Here is a 21,788-nt window from a genome sequence, read left to right as displayed (position 1 = left end):
ATAATGAAGTAGATAGAGGTATATTTTGGATTAGGCTTATATTTTCACAACTCATTTTTTTATATCTTTGACCAAATTCAAGCTTATTATGAATAAACTTTTACGTCCTAGGTTTATAAGTTTTCTTATCATCCTCTTATTTTCCGCTCAACTTATCCATGCTCAAGAGGTAATCCACTGTTGGAATTTTAATAGTCCCACAGAAACTACAGGAAATAGATTTCCTTCACCCGTTAATGTAACTAACAGAATTATTGGTGATGGAACTATTACTCATGACTTAGAACCAGCCACAACACAATCAGTTGTTGGATCTACCCAGAATGCTTGCCTAGGAAGTGGCGCAGGTTCTGCATTCACTGTTAGAGCAGCAGCAACTTTGTCTAATAATAATAAAAACATTGATTTCAATTTTTCAACAGAAGGATTCGAAAATATTGTTTTATCATTTTGGACCAGGCGATCAACTACAGGGTTTAATGATAATCAAGTCCAATATTCAACTGACGGCGGAGATAATTTTAATGATTTAGTTGGAGGTAACTATAACCCAACAAGTGATAGCGGTGGAGAAATTAAAACATTTAATTTATCAAATTCACTACCTGATGTAAATGATGAAGCACAATTAGTTATAAGAATTAATATAAATGGTGCATCTAATGCGGCTGGAAATAATTTAATTGATAACTTAAAACTTGAGGGTACACCAATTAATAGTAATGATGAAGATTCAGTCGTCATCATTCCAGATACTCAAGTTCCTTCTAAAACGTTAACGGCACTGGATTTTGCCAATCAGGCAGAATCTATATTTAGTTTTGATATTCAGGACTTAGGAACAAGTGATGCTCTTCCAACCAATGTGACTAGAATGCAATTTCTTGAAGGTCCTAATAATACTGTAAATTGGTCAACAGCTATAAACAGTCTTGTTTTAAGAGACGAGCTTGGTAATGAAATTACAGGTAATTTTTCTGTATCGGGGGGAGAAATCATTTTTGAACCCGATACTCCTCTTAGTATTGCTGACGGGACGTCAGAAAACTATACTATAGAAGCTGTTTTAAATGAGACTGGTATAATTGATAGAAGTGTAATTCAGCTCTCAATTTCTGAGGTAGATGCAGATTTTGAGGCTAATAACTCAGGATCACAATTCACAAATATTTTCCCAGCTGAAGTGTTGGGCAACGAAATTACCATCGACGTGGTAGCCACTGACATTGCTTTTTTACAGCAACCTACTGACACTGCAAGAGACTTAATCATGCAGCCAGCTGTAGAATTGGGCTTTGTGGATGTTAACGGCAATTTGGATATTGATATAACTTCCGAGGTTAGTCTTGAATCTTCAGGCGACTTGGATGGCGAACCTGTTAGTGTCGATGCTGTTAACGGTGTTGCTACGTTTTCAAATTTAATTCATACAAGCGTTGCAACTGGACGTGAACTCAATGCGAGCACTGCAGATCCATTTTCAGCAACCAGCGGGACTTTCGAAATATTTCTTAACGACCAGACTTCAGAGGTGGTAGCTCCAGGAACTCAAACACCCGGAATAGCTTTAGCGCCGGGAGACCAGGCTGAGGTTTTTAATTTCAATATTGAAGACAAAGCCAGTGGTGACGGAGTATCAACTTTTGTAACTCAAATGCGCTTCGTGCCTGGAGAGTTCAATAACGCTGGTTGGTCTAATACGATAAATGAGGTAATTGTAAAAGATGCTGGAGGTGCAGCAATTCCAGGAACCTATTCTACTATTACTGACGATGAAGTTATTTTCACACCAACTGCTTCAGTAGAAATCGCTGATGGTGGTTCTGATAATTTTAGTGTAGAAGTCATTTTGAATTTAGAAAATATTATCGACGGAAGCATTATTCAGTTTGAAGTGGCAGAAACAAATCCCGGTTTTCAGGCGGAAGCGACCGGTTCCAATTTCAATTCTAATTTCACCAATGGTAGCGTAACCGGTAATCAATTTACCATTAATGTTGTAGCGACGGCAATAGATTTTATTCAACAGCCTACTGATGTAGAAGTCAATGCATTTATCAGCCCTGCGGTTCAGGTCGGATACGTAGATGAGAATGGAAATATCGATACATCCATTACAACTGACATAAGTTTGGCTTCGTCAATTGGGAATTTGGTTGACCCAATTAATCCTGTACCAGCAGTAAATGGGGTTGCTACGTTTCCAAATATTGGCTATACAGCTGAAGCAACAGGAGTAATCCTGACAGCAGGAACAAATGAACCTACAATTAGTACAAGCCCATTGGATAGTAATCCGTTTGATGTTGGCACTCCGGTGATTGCGATTCAGGATTTTGACGGCACTCAGCCAGAATGGTTATTTTCCACAAGTATTCCCACTTTTGATAACGGTTGGGGAAATGGATTTTTTGGAGTCATTAATTCTGATGATGCTTCGCCTTTAGCTAGTGGCAGTTTTGTCAATAATATTTTTGGAGAAAACGATCTTAATGATAATAATGGTGATGGCACTTCAGAATTTGCTTCTCTGGAATTTGTGACCGTAGATATTTCAGGATATACTGATGTTAACTTTAGTTTTGACTGGGAAGTTGTTGGTTACAACGTAAGTAGTGATAGAATTGAGTATGAAGTCTTTTTTGATGGAGTTTCTGAGGGACGTAATACCTTATTTGAAGGAGGGACTACCGAAGATGCTTCAGGAACATTTACCTTAAGCATTCCGGATACAGTTTCAGAAGTGTCTTTTAGTTACTTTATTCAAAATGATGGCCTCACAGGATATTCAGGTTTAGACAATGTAAAATTAACGGGAAATTCCAACGCTCGGGATACAGACATCATTGAGCCTATCGCTGGTCAAATTCCAGAAGGAACGCTTATAGCAGATGTGAATGATGAGTTAGCTGAGGCAGTTGAGGTGTTTAGTTTCGAGGTGGTAGATTCTGGAAATTTTGATAATCTTCCTACTAATATTACCAGATTAAGATTTGTGCCTGGTGCTTTGAACACGGCAAACTGGGAAGACGTGATTCAAGGCTTAAGTATTTCTGATGGAACTACTATCTTAGACCAGGGCAATCAAACCTTAACCATCACACCTACGGAAATCCTATTGGATATTGATTCAGATCCGGATACCATGTTTAGTGTGAACGATGCCAGCTCTAAAACTTATACCATAAGTTTATTTTTAAACGAATCTGGGATAACCGATCAGGAAGTGATCCAGTTTGCCGTGGCAGACGGAAATGAAAATCAGTTGGCCTCAAGTGATGGTTCATTATTTTCAAATGCAATAAACGCATTTGAAGGCAGTGAGTTTTTAATTGATGTAGTTGGTGATGGATTAGAATTCATAGTTCAGCCTACAACAACCGTTTTAGGAGAAAATATGACTCCTGCCGTGAGAGTTGCCAATACAGATACCAATGGAAACTTAGATTTGGACAGTGTTGGAACTGAGGTAGTAATTGAATCTACCGGAAGTTTAGATGGTGAACCAATCACGCAAAGCATCACGTCGCCTGAAGGGTATGCCAACTTTAATACACTACAACACTCTGCTTTAGGTTTTGGTTTAACATTGTCTGCAAATGCCTCAGGATTCACAGAAATAGTAAGTAATGAATTTGACATTATTTTTGAAACAGATTTGTTGATTTCTGAAGTGGCTGCTCCTGATACTACTACTGGTATAAATGAAGATGCAAGATTTGTAGAGTTATTCAACATGAGTGTAGAAACTCTGGATTTTTCAGAAAGAGTATATTATTTGCATAACGCCACCACTGGAGAAAGTATCGAACTTTCAGGGACAATACAACCAAAATCTTACTATATCATTAGTTTTGCTGACGCCACTACATTTTCAGGAATTTACAATGGAGTAACGCCAGATCTAGTGAGTGCCGATGTGGTTACTTCTGACGGTCTTGATGCTTACTTTATTTCAGTATTCGATACTGAAGGGTCTTTAATTGATATTCATGGAACTCTTGCAGAAACAGGTGGTAAACCAACTTGGGAATATTCAACTGGAAGGTTTTACAGAAATATACCAACGGTAAGGAATTCAAATCCTGTTTACGATGAGGCTGGAGAATGGATAAAAGAAACAGGTATATCTGAACTGGATGCGACTCCTGGTGTAGGAGATAACGATTTTGTGTATAGCAATGATACAGATGGATGGATCCCGGTTGGAATTGGAGAGTCTCCTGAAGGGTCTAGTGGTGGACTCAACGATGACAAAAGTATTTTTATAGAGAATGGTACTGTTACTTTGTTAGAAGATAATTTGATTTCTGATGTAGTAGTTAGAGCTGGAGCAACTTTAATCCTTGATAAAGCTATAACCTTAAATGGCGATTTTGCTAATTTTGGTAAAGTGATTTTTAGAAGTACTGAAAAAGAAACGGCGGCTTTGGGTCCTTTTGACGGGAATAACCGAAGTCTTGTGGGAACTGATTTTGAAATTCAACGCTTTATTCCTGAAAACAACAGAGCCTTTAGATATTTGTCTTCACCAGTCATTACAACAACCAGTATCAATGACAACTGGCAGGAAGGGGTAAATAACGAGGGTACGGTTGATGTAGATCCAGCTAATAATATAAATCCGAACCCAGGATTTGGAACTCACATCACAGGTTCTGAAAATGGTCAAAATGGATTTGACGCTACATTGACTGGCAATCCTTCTATGTTTAGATGGAACGCTGTAAATCAGGAGTGGGTAAATGTGCCTAACACGGATTCAGAGACATTTGCTGCAGGTTCTGCCTACTCTATCCTAATAAGGGGAGATAGGTCAACCAACCTCAATTCTAATTCTGCAGTAGGTCCTTCGACTACTTTGAGAACCACAGGTAGATTGGTTGTTGGCTCAAGAGGTGTTCAGAACGTCGCAACTAGTGTAGGTGGGTTTTCCTTAGTGGGTAATCCTTACCAGGCTAAAGTTGATATGCAGACCCTGCTTGGAAGTGGGAACTCTTCAGGGGTAAGTTCCCAGTTTGTTTATATTTATGATCCAACTCTAGGCTCTTTTGGAGGTTACGCAACTGTAGACTTCAGTGATGGTACTACAACCCCTTCAAATTCTGCAGCCAATCAATTTTTAGACCCCAATCAGGCCTTTTTTGTTGAAACCGTTTCTGCTGCAGCTTCACCAGCGATTGTATTTAGAGAGTCTTATAAATCTACAGATGTAAATAATAACGCCACATTTAGTGTTCCAGAAGACCTAACTAATCTTAACATAAACCTCTTTGCAGAAAATACTAATGCACCTATCGATGGATTGAAAGTAAAATTTAGAGCAGATGGCAACAATGCTAAAGATACCCTTGATGCGACCAAAGTCTGGAATTATGAGGAGTCTTTTGCTATTGACCGAAATCCGAACTATATGTCCATAGAAAGCAGAGCCATGCCAACTGCTCAGGATAGTGTTCCGTTTTACTTCGGTAATGCCACACGAAGTAATTACCGTTTTGAAATTGAACCAGAGAACTTTACCAACGCCAAAGCTTTCCTTTACGACAGGTACCTGGAAACGCTGACAGAGCTGCCAAGTGATGTTTCTACTTCAGTATCTTTTGAATTGGACAACTCCATTCCAGCTTCCAAAGCTACCGACAGGTTTGTGATCAAATTTGAAGAAGTATCGCTAAGCGATGATGATTTCGAGTTGGACTCTTCGTTAGTAGTTTATCCAAATCCTGTAAGAGGGGAACTTATCAGAATCTCTCACAACAAAGCATTCTCAGGAAATGACGTAGACTTTAAAATCTTTGACCTTCAAGGTCGATTGGTCCTGGATCAAGAGATTGACAATGCGCCAACTGTAGAAGTGAATATAGGATCCAACTTGTCTTCCGGAGTTTATATCTTAAAGCTTTCAGACGGAACTGCAAGTCAGTCAGTGAAGCTGATAGTTGAGTAATTCAGCCAAAATCAATTGATTTAAATAAAGAAAGCGAGCCTCTTTGAAGGAGCTCGCTTTCTTTTTTAATACTAAGTTATAAATATTTACTCTTTTATAATTTTGAGACTATGAGAACCATCAGCAGTATATAATTTGACGATGTAAACTCCAGAATTAAAAGATGAAATATTCAATTGGTATTCATCAGTCTCAATATTTTTAGCAAAGACTTCTTGACCTAAAAGACTGAATATTTTTATGGAATTGATTGAAGATTTGTATTTAACATTCAAAATATCTTTGGCTGGAATAGGATAAACCGATAGGGCGTTTGTATCAAATCTTTCTGTTGATAAAGTTTCAATGTTTAGCGAAAAATCTAGGGCTTGCCCGAATCCAGGAAAATTTCCTTGACCGAAAGCATCAAATTCTATAGCACAGGGATTGATTATAGCGGGAGATTCTTCATCTGTATAGGTTTTAGTTATTCTAATTCGTGTTTGTCCAGTAAGCGCATCTTCTGGCACAGTAATTTCCATGCTTATAGCAACACCATCTTCACCTGTAGAATTTGTGAGGGTTCCGATTTCGTAAATTTCATTGGTGTCATCCAAAAGCTCATTATGATTCCAATCTATAAATGCAACAATATCATTATCAAACTCTCCATAAGTATTGCCTTGAACTTCAATGGTATAAGTTTCTCCCTGATTAAGATTTATTGCATTGGAAGTTTTATCAATTAGAATAGAAATAATATCATCATTTGTAATGTTGGTTTCATTAAAGGTTACGGAAGTGATTTCTTCAACACCGGTTCCATCTGGATCAATATCGCAGTATGGATTCGGAAAATCTTGAGCTTGTAATCCAAAAGTCAATAAGAATACTACTAAGGTAATTTTTTTCATGTTTTTGTTTTAAGTTAATTACAAATCTATACAATTTAAATACCAATCACTTGATGTTGTTTTCTTCAATGAATAACAAGCCAGATGATTTGTTTACTTTACTTCGAATTATAGAAATGCATCCTAAAGCTGGAAATGTTAACAACTGTCCTCCTAAACGCAGTTCAAGATCTATATTAATCGTGTAATCATATAGTCATCTATTCAAGTTGCCGTGAGGCATGGGTTAAAGGGTCAAGAGTTGTCTGTCAACTTTATTATTTACATTTCGTGTTATAATAGCGAATCATGTCGGTTGTGGTAACGATACCTACTAGGTTGTCGTTTTCTATAACAGGCAGGGCATGAAAGTTTTCGCTGATGAATAAGTTAGCAGCTTCTTCAATAGGATCGGACGCCTTCACGTAAGACACCTGTTTGGACATAACCTGTTCCAAAGTGAACATGTCATAAACTGTAGTTTCTACAGTGTCTCCATCGTCATCGGTAGCATCTGCGAAAGAAATACGAAGTAAATCGTTTATACTCAGCATTCCCACAATCTTATTTCCACTTACAACTGGAAGATGGCGTATATTGTTAGACTTAAACAGGGATTCAGCTTTGGTCAGCTGATCGCTGAGATTGAGCTTAACCAGGTTTCTGGTCATTATTTTGTGGATAGGGGTTGTTTTCATAGCATCTGAATTTAATTTTGTTATAAAGATGCCTCAGATAAGCCATTTATACCATGACGAAAATCATAATTTCACGAAATTGATGAATCTGAAGACTTTACCGTTTACAGTCGTAAACAGTTTTCAGTTCATCGTGTAAAGGATATAATAGTAAAATCGAGTAGTAGTTCTTATTCAAACTGTTAGAACTGGCCTATTGGTGGCAGAGTCTGCCTGTATTTCCTTGGTAAAGTCAGGTGTCCACTTTAGGCGTATGTATCCAAACTACATTTAGTTTTAAGGACAGAGTTATCAGTGTCTGTTCGAGTGCTGATTTTATGTCGATAGATTAAAATCAGTGTATCGAGAACTCGACCCAACTAAAGAAGAATCTATCTACACTAAGCCTTTTCTTGATAAACGCACTGAAAAAGCGCGTACTCCTTTAGATTAGTTTATTATAAAACGATTAAATTATAAATGGAAAAGATCCACCACTCCACAACCATTTACTCCAACCCTAAAGTGAGTCTACTTATGTCAATATTTCATTGCATGTCGAATTTTGAAACCCGACCTACTTGTTATGTATCCAAAATTAACGTCAGTTTGAGGAATCTGTTTTTTGGATAACAAACAGATTGTATCAAAAACACTTTCTTAAAGCATGCTCATACGAATAGCAACAATAGAAAAGGAAGAAATTAAAAAAGCAAGGCGGTTACGCCTTGCTTTTCATTGGAACGGTCTCAAAATCAGATGAAATTTTGACTCACTAGTTAATGGATTAGTTGCACAAATATCAGTTTTACAAATGACTTTGTGTTACGGTTCGACCGTACATTTACTACGGTCGAACCGTACATTTTCATGTGTTGAAAAAACACTAACTAGCCTTATTTTGATAGGAATTAAGCAGTCGCTATAAGCTCCATCCCTTTATTCATGAGCATCCAGAGCCTTTTTTAGCATTTTATCAATGTAGGTATAATGCGCTTTTAAGGTTTTGTCGGTTAAATTATTTTTTGTTTTTAGTTGCTCAACAAGATCATTTTGCAGAGATAAACTGTGACCTTTAAGCTCCAAAGCTAAGTCTTCATCTTCTACCAGTTTTATAAGTTGATGCACCCAGTGTTTTTGCAATTCACGTTCAACATGGTCAGGACTAGTTCTCGACTCCATAATGTCGGTATTCAGGATATCGAGAAGCTCCTGTGGGCTTAGTCCATTTCCAGGTAAGGAAGAACTTGTGTCCCACATCATATTGAGACGTTTACTGTCTGTAAGCCGATTGAGCACTGCTTTATTTATGTTTATCAGACTTTGAAGTTTTCCGCTTTTGGCAAATTTGGAAACTAGAGCTTCATCTACCAGCCAGTACTGAGGTGTCCATACATTACCGTTGATAAATTTCAAAGCGTCTAGCTGTTTGACTTTATCTACAGCTTTGTAAGGAATGCCTTGCTGACCTTTATTCAGCAATGTTTCATTCACTCCGCCAACGGAGGCCACAACATGGTAAATGTAGCGTCTGTAAACGCCCAGAAACTCTCCGTAAAGTTCTTCCAAATCTTCAAAATCCTGCCCTTTTGCAGTTGTCCAGTTATCTAAGTTTTTAGCCACAATCTTGAGGTTGCTTAGGCCATAAGTACTGGCTTTTACAGAATTATCGCCGATGTCTTCAGTTTTGGCATCGGGATCATTTCCCCCACCACCAAACATGTATATAGGGTCGGTGCTGCGTTGATCTACAAAACTTTTTAAAATCTCCTGATCTTCTTCTGGGGATTTGTTGGGGAAAAATCTATAACCCCACTCAATGGCATAATCATCGTAAGGACCGAGCTGTCTCACAAACCGGATGTTTTGATCACCCGGCTGAGCCACATAATTGTAGCGGGCATAATCCATAATCGTAGTGGCTATCCCCATTTTTTGGGTAAAACTTCCGGACCTTAGGGAGTCAACTGGATAGGCAGAACTGGCCTTCATATTGTGCGGTAAACCGAGGGCGTGACCAATTTCGTGGGAAATGACACGACGCATCATTTCACCAATTTCCTCCTCGGGCGTGTCGAGTGTTCTGGCTTTTGGGTTGGCAGCGCCGGTTTCCAAAAGATAGCGGTTACGGTACGATCTCAAGTGATTATGGTACCAGATGATATCCGACTCTATGATTTCACCCGTACGTGGATCGGAGACGCTCGGACCTACTGCATTTCTTGTGGTGGATGCCACATACCTTACGGTAGAATAGCGCACATCCTCCGGACTAAAGTCTGGGTCTTCCTTTTCGGTTGGCGCTACTTTCGCCTGAATCGCATTTTTAAACCCCGCTTTCTCAAAGGCTGAATTCCAGTCTTCAATGCCTTGGATAAAGTAAGGTCTCCATTTTTCTGGAGTAGCAGGATCGAGGTAATAGACAATAGGTTTTTTAGGCTCCGTAAGTTTGCCTTTGGCGTAGGCTTTTTCGTTTTTGGGTTCCAGCCTCCAGCGACGAATCAGTTTCACTTCATCCGATTTTAAAGCATCCGAACTGTAGTTGTATTTTCTCAAACCAAACCAGCCCACGCGGGAGTCTTCATACCTCACCTGCATTTTATCCTCTGGCAAAGCGATGATGGAGTGGTTGATCTGAAAGGTAAAGGTATTGGTAGAATTACCGCGTGGCGGCTTATCGGTGGGGAAGGTGAGCGTATGGGTGATCTCCGTATTCTCAGGAAAACTTTTCACCGAATTGATTCTGCTGCGTTTGGTATCGGCTTTTCCGATTTTATACTCTGATTTTAAGCCGTCAGGAATAATGTTGAAAGAAGGTGAATCTGCATTGAAGAAGGAAGACACTTCAATGATTAAATCTTCTCCTTCTTCAGATTCGATCGGGAAGGAAGCCAAAATTGGGTTAAGGTTATTTTGAGCCACACTCAAACTGATAGGGTCGTCTTCATCGGCTACGTTGGTCGTCAACACCTGAACTAAATCTATAGACTTGCCTACTTTCACAAAGTGAATCATTTGTTCAGAAGTCTTTGATCCTGCATTTCTGTAAGCAGAATAGTTAGCTGGTAACTGCTTAAGCCGCGTCACCATGAGCATATCCTTTTCCAAAACCTCTTCCGGAAATTTGAAGTAAAGCTTGTCATCTTCAAAAAAAGTAGTGATTAGCCCTTCGCTTTTGGGCATTATTTCTAAAATAGAATCTAAATCTTTAGTGTTTTTGTCCTGAGCCACGCCTAACTGAAGGCTAAGCGCAAAGACTAGTAATACTAGATATTTCATGTGTCAAGTTTTTTTTAAGACTAAAGCTAAGGTTTAAAGTTTAAAATAGAGTTGAGTCAGAAGGCGTTGCCAGGTTTCGGTTGTCAGTTTGTAGAATGTAGAGTCCTGAATAGTTGTCAGTGTAGTGGTATAGTGGAGTAATAGTATAGTGAAAACGGCCTACTTTTTATACGTTTAAGAAATTGAATATAATGTTTCTAACACTTAATTTATAGTGAAAACCGACTGATTTCCAGAAAAACCTGTGGCTTTCGTGGAATTTGAATTGAAAACGAATTATAATTTCGGCCTACTAAAAAAACATTGAAAACCAAGGAAGCAGAAAGGGTTAAAAGATAAAAATCTGTTTGAAACCGACGATAGGAGGTTGAGTTATTTTTTATCTGTGGCTGGGGATTCCGTAGGGTTTTCTTATGTTTTTTTAGCCAGCCTAGACCTTTTTGGTTACTTTTTACGGCGATGGTAAAAAGTAATGGAAACTTTATTTAAAAATCGATAGATACAAAATAACTTAAAACTTTAATTTCTCTAAGAGTAAAAAAACCAGTTAATTGAAAACGAAGAACGATCAACCAGTCTACCAGACAATCGTGTAACCGTTTAATGGATTAATAGTATAGTGGGAAAGTAAAAGTATTTGATAGTTAAAAAAAGGCTTACTTATTATGGATGCAGAAAAAACAGTCGTCAGTTGTCAGTGTTCAGTTTAGCGTGTACTTGTGTAAAGGAATATAAAAATTAACCTCATTTCGATACATCCGCAATAGGCGGACACTCAATGACTGACTTAAACTGGTGGCTGAGTGATCCCGACATTTTGGTTGGGATCGTACCGAAGCCACAGTAGTTCATGAGTTTATGAGTCGGTTAGTATGATAAAATTACAATTAGAAAAAAGGTCAACTCTATTTAGGACTCTACAAACGCTCAACTGTAAACAAAAACAGTCCACCAGTCTACCGGTCAAACGGTTACCATTACACCATTCCAAGACCATTTTCCCCAACCCTATACCGAAGTCTCGGGAGGAGCTTTTTACGTTAAGTTGATTAGTCCGTGAGTTTTTGAGTTAATGAGCTTTTTTTGAAAAATTCTCAATTTAAAATTACGAGAAAAGTCATTTCGATACATCCTGTCTATCGCCAGGCCACTCAATGACCAATTTCAATTGTTTTTTTTTAAAGCTTATTAAAATTCAAAATCTTTAGTTTACCAGACTGCCGATTATTCCACTACTCGAATAAACGAAAAACTAAAAATGGACAACTGTAAACAGAAAAGCAGTCTACCAGCCACTATTAAACCCTCGACCCTTCGACTCTCAGACTAAAAACTCCCCAACTACACGACTACTCGACTACACGATCACACGATCACACGAAAAACCGAAAACGCTCAACTGTAAACAAAAAACAGTCAACCAGTATACCAGTCTACCAGCCACTATTTAACCCTCGACCCCTCGACCCTTTGACTACCCAACTATATGACTACTTGAATACACGATTCTACAAAAAATAAATAACTACCCTACAATCCAACCAGTAACCTAAAAATGCTTAACAAAGTATACAATTTAATTCTATATTTGCTTAACAGAATAAGCAATCATGAATAACATTCAGGAAAAATTTCAAAGGAAAATTCAGGAGACCTCTTTAGATTTTATAAGAGGGCAAATGACCGATATAGCTTGGGAAGCCCGGTTAATAGGTATAAAAGGAGCCAGAGGGGTAGGGAAAACTACCTTAATTTTACAATACATCAAAAAAAACCTGCCACTCAATGAAGAAACGCTCTATGTAAGCTTAGACCAAATTTGGTTTGCGGAACATAAATTAATCGATTTAGCCGATAACTTTGTTAAAAAAGGAGGGAAGTATCTATTTCTGGATGAAGTACATAAATACCCAAACTGGGCTCAGGAATTGAAAAATATCTATGATGATTACCCTCAGTTAAAAATTGTTTTTACTGGATCCTCTCTTTTAGAAATTTTAAATGCACGTGCAGATCTAAGTCGAAGAGCCATTGTGTATTCAATGCAAGGCCTGTCTTATAGAGAATATTTAAATTTGACATTAAAGGAAAATTTTCCTGTTTACAAGTTAAATGATATTTTATCAGATCATGTGAAATTGGCTCAGGACTTAAATGCCAGAGTTAAACCACTGCAATATTTTCAAAATTACCTAAAAAGTGGATATTACCCTTTTTTCCAGGAAGCACCGAACTTGTATTTCCAGCGACTTGAAGAGGTGGTGAGCATGATCTTAGAAATAGAATTGCCATTACTGCGAAAAGTGGATATAGCTTACGTCAATAAACTCAAGCAGCTACTTCATATTATAGCTCAGTCGGTGCCGTTCATGCCAAATATCAGTAAGCTTAGCGAACGCATAGGCATCAACCGCAATACACTCATTAGTTATTTATATTTCCTTCAGGAAGCACAAGTCATCAGGAATTTATACAAAGACGCCAAAGGCATCACTAAACTCCAAAAACCAGATAAAATATTTCTTGAAAACACCAACCTATACTATGCGTTTTCAAGTAACAATGCCAATATTGGTAACCTTAGAGAGACTTTTTTCGCAAATCAATTGTCCAATGCACACCTTATTGAATATACAGTTCAAGGAGATTTTAAAGTAGCAGGAACCTACACGTTTGAAATTGGTGGAAGTCATAAAACAAGTCAGCAGCTTAAAGGTATTGAAAACAGCTATGTCGTTGCCGATAACATAGAATATGGTACAGGAAATAAAATTCCACTTTGGCTATTTGGCTTTTTATATTAAATGGGTTTCAATGTTCATCGTGAAGTCGAGTAATGGAGTAGTGGTATAGTGGAGTAATAGTATAGTGAAAACGGCCTACTTTTTATGGAGGTAAGTCAGTTGTCGGTTGACTGTTCACTGTTCACCTTGTAGTTGAGTAAAGGAATATAAAAATTAACGTCATTTCGATACATCCGCCATAGGCGGACACTCAATGACTGACTTAAACTGGTGGCTGAGTGATCCCGACATTTTGGTTGGGATCGTACCGAAGCCACAGTAGTTCATGAGTTTATGAGTCGGTTAGTATGATAAAATTACAATTAGAAAAAAGGTCAACTCTATTTAGGACTCTACAAACGCTTAACTGTAAACAAAAAACAATCAACCAGTCTACCGGTTCACCAGCTCACTCCTCGACTCTTGACCCCTTGACTAACCGACTATACTACTATGCGATTACACGATTATACGACCACACGACTACCCAACTACACGACTACACGATTACACGATTACTCGAATCCCCGAAAAACCGAAAACGAACAACTCTAAACTAACCAAAAATACTTCCAAATTCCTTTGGTTTTTTTTAAGAAACTCCCCTACTTTGCAGGACCTTAATCTATACACTACATTCACGTGAACAATTTGTCCTACTGCTCTTCTGAAACGCCCCTACTCCAAGGCCAACACTGACTTAGGATCTCATTTTTCATTGGTTTAGTAGTATAGATAACCAGCCACGGTGACCTGAGAATGGGACTCACCGCGGCGAAGCCGTGAGAAAAAAGTTGAGCGTTGTTAGTTTGCCGTTTATCGAAACGGAAAAAAATAAAAATAACCAATGAATCACTAGCTACTGACAACTGACAACTAATCACTGTCAACTGAAGACTGTTAACAATAAACCGATTAAAGAAATGAACATAACCCTCATCGCTGGTGCACGGCCTAATTTTATGAAAATCGCTCCTATTATTCACGCTATCAAAAAAGCGCAGACTGAAGGAAAAGATATTCAGTATCGCCTGGTGCATACAGGCCAGCATTATGATGAGAAGATGAGCGAAACATTTTTTAAGCAACTCAATATTCCAAAACCAGATGTCAATCTGGAATGTGGAGGAGGAAGCCAGGCACAACAAACAGCTGCGATTATGCTGGCATTCGAAAATGAACTGTTAGCCAATCCCACCGATCTGGTTATGGTAGTAGGCGATGTGACCTCCACGATGGCGTGTAGTATTGTTGCTAAAAAACTTAATACTAAAGTAGCTCACGTAGAGGCAGGTATCCGCTCCTGGGATAGAACGATGCCAGAGGAAATTAACCGTATGCTAACCGATAGTATCACAGATTACTTTTTTACAACGTCAACTTTAGCTGGAGAAAACTTACTAAGAGAAGGGCATAAACAAGACCAAATTCATTTTGTAGGGAATGTGATGATCGATACCCTTCGTGCCAATGAAAGTAGATTTCAGCAACCAGAGGTTTGGAATGAACTTAATTTAAAAGAGAAAGAATACTTGGTCATGACCATGCATAGACCTGCAAATGTTGATGAAGAAGCAAAACTGAAAGAATTCATTAGTAGTATAGATGACAATACGCAAGGCATGCCGGTTGTTTTTCCTATTCATCCACGAACCAAAAGCATTTTGAAAAAAGCGGGTATTCAAATGAAAAACATTCACCTGGTTGAACCACTAGGTTATTTAGAATTTAACTACTTGGTAAAATACGCCAAAGGGGTATTAACTGACTCTGGCGGTATTACTGAAGAAACCACGGTGATGAATGTACCCTGCATCACTTTGCGGGATAACACAGAGCGACCAGAAACTATAGACATTGGAACCAATGAACTGATTGGAACCAACCCACAAAAAATTAAACCCGCCTTAGAAAAGCTACTTTCAGGTAATTGGAAGCAAGGCCAGATTCCAGAAAAATGGGATGGGAAAGCGGCAGAACGAATTGTTGAGGTTTTGAACAATTTATAGAAAGATGATGGATAAAGTAAAACTAGTAAATCTCCCAAAAATTGAAGACGACAGAGGAAATTTGACCTTTCTTCAAGAAAATACACACATTCCTTTTAAGGTAGAGCGTGTATTTTGGACGTACGATGTACCTGGTGGACAACAAAGAGGAGGACATGCTTATCATCAACAAGAAGAAATCATTATTGCACTTTCTGGTAGCTTTGATGTAGTGATCACAAGTAAAAGCGGTGAAAAAGAGACATTTCAATTGAACCGTTCTTATAATGCGATTTACATTCCGCCCAAAACCTGGAGGCACATTGAAAATCATTCGACTAACGCCGTATCTTTGCATTTGTCCAGTCATAAGTTTGATGCTCAAGATTATATCAGAAATATAAACGACTTATAATGAAACCAACAACTATAGACGATTGTAAGTTGATAGAAATTGACCAGATTGGAGACCGACGAGGGCATATATCGGTGGTGGAAAACAATAGAGAAGTGCCTTTTGAAGTGAAACGGGTTTTTTATTTATATGACATACCCGGAGGAGAATCCCGAGGAGCGCATGCGCATAAAGCATGTCATCAGGTTTTAGTGGCGGCAAGTGGTGGTTTTCAAGTTGAGGTTAATGATGGAAAACGTAAAAACATTTTCTCTTTAAACAGACCTAACCAAGCCTTACATGTTCCGCCGGGGATTTGGGCATCAGAAATTAATTTTACTTCGGGAGCCATTTGTTTGGTTTTAGCGTCTCATGTTTATGATGAGCAAGATTATTTGAGAGATTATAAGGATTATTTAAGATACAGAAATGCTTAGGCAAAAAGCCTTAGGCGGTATAGCCTGGAGTGCAGTAGAAAATCTATCCAACCAACTCATTACCTTTGGTATAGGTATTATTCTAGCAAGGTTATTAACGCCAGAAGAGTTCGGTTTGATTGGTATGATTACCATTTTTATAGGTATTTCTCAGGTCTTAATCAATTCTGGAATCAGTGATGCTTTAATCAGAAAAAAAAATCCTGATGACGATTATTACAATACCGCTTTTTTGTTTAATGCTGGTGTAAGTATTACACTCTATGCTATTTTATACTTTACAGCGCCGTTCATAGCTGAATTTTACGAAAAGCCAATACTGACTGACATTGTCCGATTATTATCATTTACCTTAATTATTAATGCACTTACACTAGTGCAACGTGCCCAAGTGACTAAAGCCATTAACTTTAAAGCTTTAGCAAAGCTGACCTTATTTTCTTCTGTACTTTCAGGTGGTGTTGCTGTGGCCTTAGCCTACTTAGATTTTGGTGTTTGGAGTTTGGTATGGAAGAATATCATTGCTAGTGTACTTACACTTTTAGCCTTTTGGCATTTGACTAAATGGTGGCCTAGTTTACGTTTCAATAAGAATTCTTTTAAAGATATGTTTGGTTTTGGGAATAAACTGATGTTTTTAGGCTTAATTGATACAGCATATAAAAACATGTATTTTTTAATCATTGGTAAATATTTTTCAGCTGCAGATTTAGGCCAATACACCCGAGCTGAAACTTTCAAGCGTTTACCATCAATGACATTAACACAAATTATCCAGCGCGTTACTTACCCGGTTTTAAGTGAAATTCAAGATGATAATAAAAGACTTAAAAACGCTTACCAGCAAATCTTAAAAGCTACAATGTTGGTGTCTATTACAGGCATGTTTTTATTGTCCTTTATTGCAAAAGACTTAACAGTAGTTTTAATGGGGCAGCAGTGGGAATTAGCTGGAGAATATTTAACGATTCTTTGTTTTTCAGGCTTATTTTACCCACTAGATGCGCTTAATTCTAACATTTTAAAAGTAAAAAATCAAAGTGGTAAAATTCTTAAAATAGGGATTTACCGTAAGTTTTTAGCAATACCCTTGATTGCAGCCTTAATTTTTTATGGTATTGTGCCTTTTTTATATGGTTTAATCTTACACCAGCTTTTATCTTTCATTTTAATAAGTTGGCCTAATAAAAAATTGATTGATTACGGTACGCAAGAACAACTAAAAAGTGTATTAACTTTTTTTATGATTAATGGAAGTGTTTATATAATTGGATTTTTAATTTTTAAATTCATAGACTTTAATTTTACAGAGCTAACAAGTTTACTATTCAGGTTTTTATTCTTTAGTATATTAACATTAAGCATATTAGGATTGATAAGGAATAAAACACTTAATTTTCTATTATCAACAATTAAAAATAAGATTTAATGATCATAAAATCTTACACAAGCACAAAGAAAAAAGAATGGAACACCTTTATAAAACAAGCTAAAAATGCAACTTTTTTATTTGAGCGTGAATTTATGGACTATCATGCCGATCGGTTTACAGATTATTCTTTGATGGTTTATGATGATAAAAATAAGCTTGTAGCTTGTTTACCTGCCAATGTTACCGATGAAAATACTGTGTATTCTCATCAAGGTTTAACCTATGGTGGATTTTGTTTTAAAAAAGAGTTGAAATTACCAGTACAGTTGGAGATTATTCAAACAATACTCCAATATTTGAATCAACAAGGAGTAAAAAAAATGCTCTATAAAGCATTTCCTCGATTTTACAATGAATTGCAAACTGACGAAGTTGAATATGCCATGTTTTTACTAAATGCGAATTTATATAGAAGAGATACAGCCTTAGCTATAGATTACAGCAATAGGTTTAAATATAGTTCTAATTATAGAAGAGAAGCTAAACAGGCAGCAAAAATAGGCATTAAGGTTATGGAGTCCGATGAATTTGAATCATTTTGGCGTGATGTGCTAGAACCCAATCTATATTCAAGGTTTAAAATAAAACCTGTACATAATATTGAAGAGATTTTATTATTAAAGTCAAAATTCCCCAATAATATAAAATTATATATTGCTCAAGAAGGCAATAAAACAATAGCAGGTACAGTTTTTTTTGAAACTAAGACTGTTGCACATGCACAGTATATATCAGCAACTGATGAAGCAAGAAAAAATGGAGCTTTAAATCAATTATATTTACATTTAATCGATAAAGTTTTTAATGATAAAAAATATTTTGATTTTGGGATTGCCAATGAAAATAATGGTAAAGTCTTAAACCAAGGTTTGTTAGCTTGGAAAGAGCGCATGGGCGGAAGAGCATATTCTCATGATTTTTATGAAATTAAGACATCTAATTATTTAAATCTACAATTAGATGAATAAAAGCGATACAGTTATACTGAATGGTTTTGACCGGTCAGGATCTTCAGCTATTTCTAGACTACTTAATCTATCTGATGATGTAGAGCTTTTAATGCAACCGTTTAACTCGGGCATTATCAGAAAAAAAATGTATGTGCCATTTAACGAGCCCAATACAAATGAAGCTTATCTTTTTTTAGAAGGATTAAAAAATGGAAAAATAAGAAACGATTTGGTTAAGTCTCATTGGCATTTCAAGGATTCCAGCACCTTAGAGTTCAAGCCAGAAAAACTTCATATTATTAAGACAACCATCAACCATTTTGCACAAGAATGGATGAAAGTTAATTTCCCTGAGATTGATGTTTGGGGTATTTGGCGTAGCCCATTAGATATACTAAAGTCATTAGTTTACAATGAATTCAATACACAATGGTATAATGACGCTTTGGCACAAATTAAACCAACCGTTTATGAAGTGAAGATTCTTAATGATTTTGAAAAATATTTAGACAAGATAGATAATGAAGTAAAAGCGACTGCATTTTTAATAGCTGTAAGAACTTATTATTTTTTATATTACTTAGATGAAGATAAATTATTAGATTATGAAAAGTTTAAAGCTGATGCTAATTATCTAAATAAATTTAATTATTACTACAATTTAAGTGAAGTTGATTATGCCGAGAACAGCAAGATAGACCTTAATATTTTAGGTAAACGAAGATCAAATGAATACAATCTAGATATAGATGATGAAAGTTTCGCAAAAGACATCTTCAGACCTATAATAGATTTAAAAAAACAAAAATTTGATGATTAAATTCTTAGACTTACAACAAATAAACGATGAGTACCGAGAAGCTTTTCATACTCAATTAGACCATTTGCTGGATTCAGGCTGGGTATTGATGGGTAAGCATTTGGAAAGTTTTGAAGCTAATTTTGCAAATTATTGTAAGTCAAAGCATTGTATAGGCGTAGCCAATGGCTTAGAAGCCATCACCATAATTCTTGAAGCTTATAAAATCGCAGGCCAGCTAAAAGAAGGTGATGAAGTGATTGTACCCTCAAACACCTACATCGCTACAATATTAGGAGTGATAAATGCAGGTTTAAAGCCAGTTTTTGTTGAGCCTGATGATGATTTCAATTTATCGGTTGCTAATACTCAAAAAGCTATAAATGCTAAGACGAAAGCTATTTTTACAGTCCATTTATATGGCCAAACATCAAATATACCAGCCTTAACAAAGCTTGCCAGTAAGAACGGCTTATTATTGTTTGATGATGCGGCTCAAGCTCATGGCGCAAGAGATTTAGAAGGTCAAGTAGTTGGCGGTTCAACCAATGCCACGGCTTTTTCGTTTTATCCGGGTAAAAACCTAGGAGCTTTAGGCGATGGGGGTGCTATAACTACAAATGATTCAGAAATTGCTGAAATTATAAAAGCTTATCGAAACTATGGTTCTCATCAAAAATACCATAACAAATATAAAGGGGTTAACAGCCGCTTAGATGAATTGCAAGCGGCTTTTCTGAATGAAAAGCTTAAAAATTTAGACCATGATAATAAAAAACGCCAAGATGTAGCCAAATTATATTTAGAGCAAATTAAAAATAAGTATATACAATTGCCTATCGTGCATGATATAGAAAAACATGCCTTTCATTTATTTGTATTAAGAATCAAGGAAAGCCGAAGAGATCGTTTTCAAGAATACCTTTCTCAGAACAATATTCAGACAGTCATTCATTACCCGATTCCACCGCATCATCAATCGGCTTTAAAAGAATTTAAACATTTAAATTTACCTGTAGCAGAACAAATGCACGACGAAGTCATCAGTATACCAATAAGTCAGGTCATTACTAAAGATGAAGTCAATAAAATAATTAAAGCCATTAATGACTACCGATAAATTAAAAGTCTTTCATGGCTTGGTTAATTATGGGACACAGGCGGGAATAATATCTAAAACACTTAGGGAAGAGTTTAATGTAAAAGCTATTTCAGTCGTAACAGCTGATCCTTACAAGAGACAAATTGATATCGAATTGTTACATGGTGGTAGTTTCATATCAAAAGTTTTTAAACATACCTGGAATAACCTTAGAAAAATATATTGGTTCTTTACCTTTAATACCTTTCATTTTTATTTTGGTAAAACCTTGTTTAAAAACCAAATCGACTTACCTTTTTATAAGATTTTTGGAAAAAAAGTAATCATGCATTATTTGGGTAATGATGTCGAGCAATACCAATGGAGTTTAGATAATTATAAAATCACAAACATGGCGTCTATGATGACTGCTGAAGTTGGAAAAATACACGATAAAAAAGTAAAAAGAAGATTAACACACGAGTCTAAATACATAGATTACAAAATAGTTTGCGCCCCTCAGTATTCGCCTTTTGTTCCCGAAGCAAAAGTGATTCCTTTAGCAGTTGATTTAGGTCAATTTACATTTTACCAACTACCAATTCTTAAGGATAATGAACCACTAAGAGTTTTACATGCGGCAACAAGTCGAAAAAAGAAAGGAACTATATATTTAATTGAAGCTGTAAAAAAACTAAAAAAAGAAGGCTATAAAATAGAATTAGATTTATGTGAAGGTATTTCTCATGATGAACTCATAGAACGATATAAAAAATGTCATGTTTCTGTAGTGGCTCTTCTAGGTGGTTGGTATGGTACGGCTGCCATTGAAGCCATGGCAATAGGAAGACCTGTAATTAGTTTTATAAGACCATCTTTTTTTAAATATGTCAATATTAGACAGGAAGAAATCCCAATTATTAATGCCAGTAAAGACACCATATATAATGTGCTTAAAACAGTATTAGGCTATAGTAATAGTGATTTGAAAGATTTATCAGAAAAGACTTATAATTTTGTCCATCGATACCATGACCCAAAAGCAATAACAAATCAAGTGGTAGAGATTTACCAACAAATTTGGAAAATAGAAGCTCATGCCTAAAAAAATACTCATCATATCACGCTCGTTTTACCCGATGAATT

General features: G+C 36.7%; 13 protein-coding genes. 10 read left to right on the top strand and 3 right to left on the bottom strand.

Translation table 11 applies throughout. The features are described from left to right. Positions 1-88 precede the first annotated feature (88 nt). Complete coding sequence (locus tag LB454_RS11210) at positions 89-5,950, top strand: beta strand repeat-containing protein (RefSeq protein WP_224464763.1); 5,862 nt, start codon at positions 89-91, stop codon at positions 5,948-5,950. Between the two features lie 86 nt (positions 5,951-6,036). On the opposite strand, the gene LB454_RS11205 is transcribed toward LB454_RS11210, so the two are convergent. The 3 genes from LB454_RS11205 to LB454_RS11195 form a co-directional block, all read right to left on the bottom strand. Continuing rightward, entirely contained in the window at positions 6,037-6,843 is an 807-nt protein-coding gene (locus LB454_RS11205; protein ID WP_224464762.1) for a T9SS type A sorting domain-containing protein, read from the bottom strand. 257 nt (positions 6,844-7,100) lie between these two features. After that, positions 7,101-7,520, bottom strand: a complete 420-nt coding sequence (locus LB454_RS11200; RefSeq protein ID WP_224464761.1) for a CBS domain-containing protein — start codon at positions 7,518-7,520, stop codon at positions 7,101-7,103. Between the two features lie 918 nt (positions 7,521-8,438). Continuing rightward, entirely contained in the window at positions 8,439-10,778 is a 2,340-nt protein-coding gene (locus LB454_RS11195; protein ID WP_224464760.1) for a zinc-dependent metalloprotease, read from the bottom strand. 1,610 nt (positions 10,779-12,388) lie between these two features. Here LB454_RS11195 and LB454_RS11190 point away from each other — a divergent pair. The 9 genes from LB454_RS11190 to LB454_RS11150 all read left to right on the top strand — a co-directional run bounded on the left by LB454_RS11190 (position 12,389) and on the right by LB454_RS11150 (position 21,747). Next, on the top strand, positions 12,389-13,582 hold the full coding sequence (locus LB454_RS11190; RefSeq protein WP_224464759.1) for an ATP-binding protein: 1,194 nt from the start codon (positions 12,389-12,391) through the stop codon (positions 13,580-13,582). A gap of 902 nt (positions 13,583-14,484) precedes the next feature. Further along, entirely contained in the window at positions 14,485-15,570 is a 1,086-nt protein-coding gene (wecB, locus tag LB454_RS11185; RefSeq protein ID WP_224464758.1) for a non-hydrolyzing UDP-N-acetylglucosamine 2-epimerase, read from the top strand. Between the two features lie 4 nt (positions 15,571-15,574). After that, the gene (locus LB454_RS11180; RefSeq protein ID WP_224464757.1) at positions 15,575-15,964 is read left to right on the top strand and encodes a sugar 3,4-ketoisomerase; all 390 of its coding nucleotides are present in this window, start codon (positions 15,575-15,577) and stop codon (positions 15,962-15,964) included. After that, entirely contained in the window at positions 15,964-16,380 is a 417-nt protein-coding gene (locus LB454_RS11175; protein WP_224464756.1) for a sugar 3,4-ketoisomerase, read from the top strand. Before LB454_RS11180 ends, LB454_RS11175 begins: the two co-directional genes overlap by 1 nt. Then, entirely contained in the window at positions 16,373-17,809 is a 1,437-nt protein-coding gene (locus LB454_RS11170; RefSeq protein WP_224464755.1) for a lipopolysaccharide biosynthesis protein, read from the top strand. Before LB454_RS11175 ends, LB454_RS11170 begins: the two co-directional genes overlap by 8 nt. After that, complete coding sequence (locus LB454_RS11165; RefSeq protein WP_224464754.1) at positions 17,809-18,780, top strand: GNAT family N-acetyltransferase; 972 nt, start codon at positions 17,809-17,811, stop codon at positions 18,778-18,780. Before LB454_RS11170 ends, LB454_RS11165 begins: the two co-directional genes overlap by 1 nt. Further along, positions 18,773-19,582: a hypothetical protein gene (locus LB454_RS11160; protein WP_224464753.1), complete on the top strand. Its 810-nt coding sequence runs from the start codon at positions 18,773-18,775 to the stop codon at positions 19,580-19,582. Before LB454_RS11165 ends, LB454_RS11160 begins: the two co-directional genes overlap by 8 nt. Continuing rightward, positions 19,575-20,681: a DegT/DnrJ/EryC1/StrS family aminotransferase gene (locus tag LB454_RS11155; protein ID WP_224464752.1), complete on the top strand. Its 1,107-nt coding sequence runs from the start codon at positions 19,575-19,577 to the stop codon at positions 20,679-20,681. The genes LB454_RS11160 and LB454_RS11155 overlap by 8 nt, the downstream gene beginning before the upstream one ends. Continuing rightward, positions 20,668-21,747: a glycosyltransferase family protein gene (locus tag LB454_RS11150; protein ID WP_224464751.1), complete on the top strand. Its 1,080-nt coding sequence runs from the start codon at positions 20,668-20,670 to the stop codon at positions 21,745-21,747. Before LB454_RS11155 ends, LB454_RS11150 begins: the two co-directional genes overlap by 14 nt. Positions 21,748-21,788: the final 41 nt, after the last annotated feature.

This window comes from Psychroflexus montanilacus (genome assembly GCF_020164535.1).
Lineage (GTDB): Bacteria > Bacteroidota > Bacteroidia > Flavobacteriales > Flavobacteriaceae > Psychroflexus > Psychroflexus montanilacus.
The sequence above is the reverse complement of the archived record's forward strand: the minus strand, read 5'-3'. Positions and strand labels throughout refer to the sequence as shown.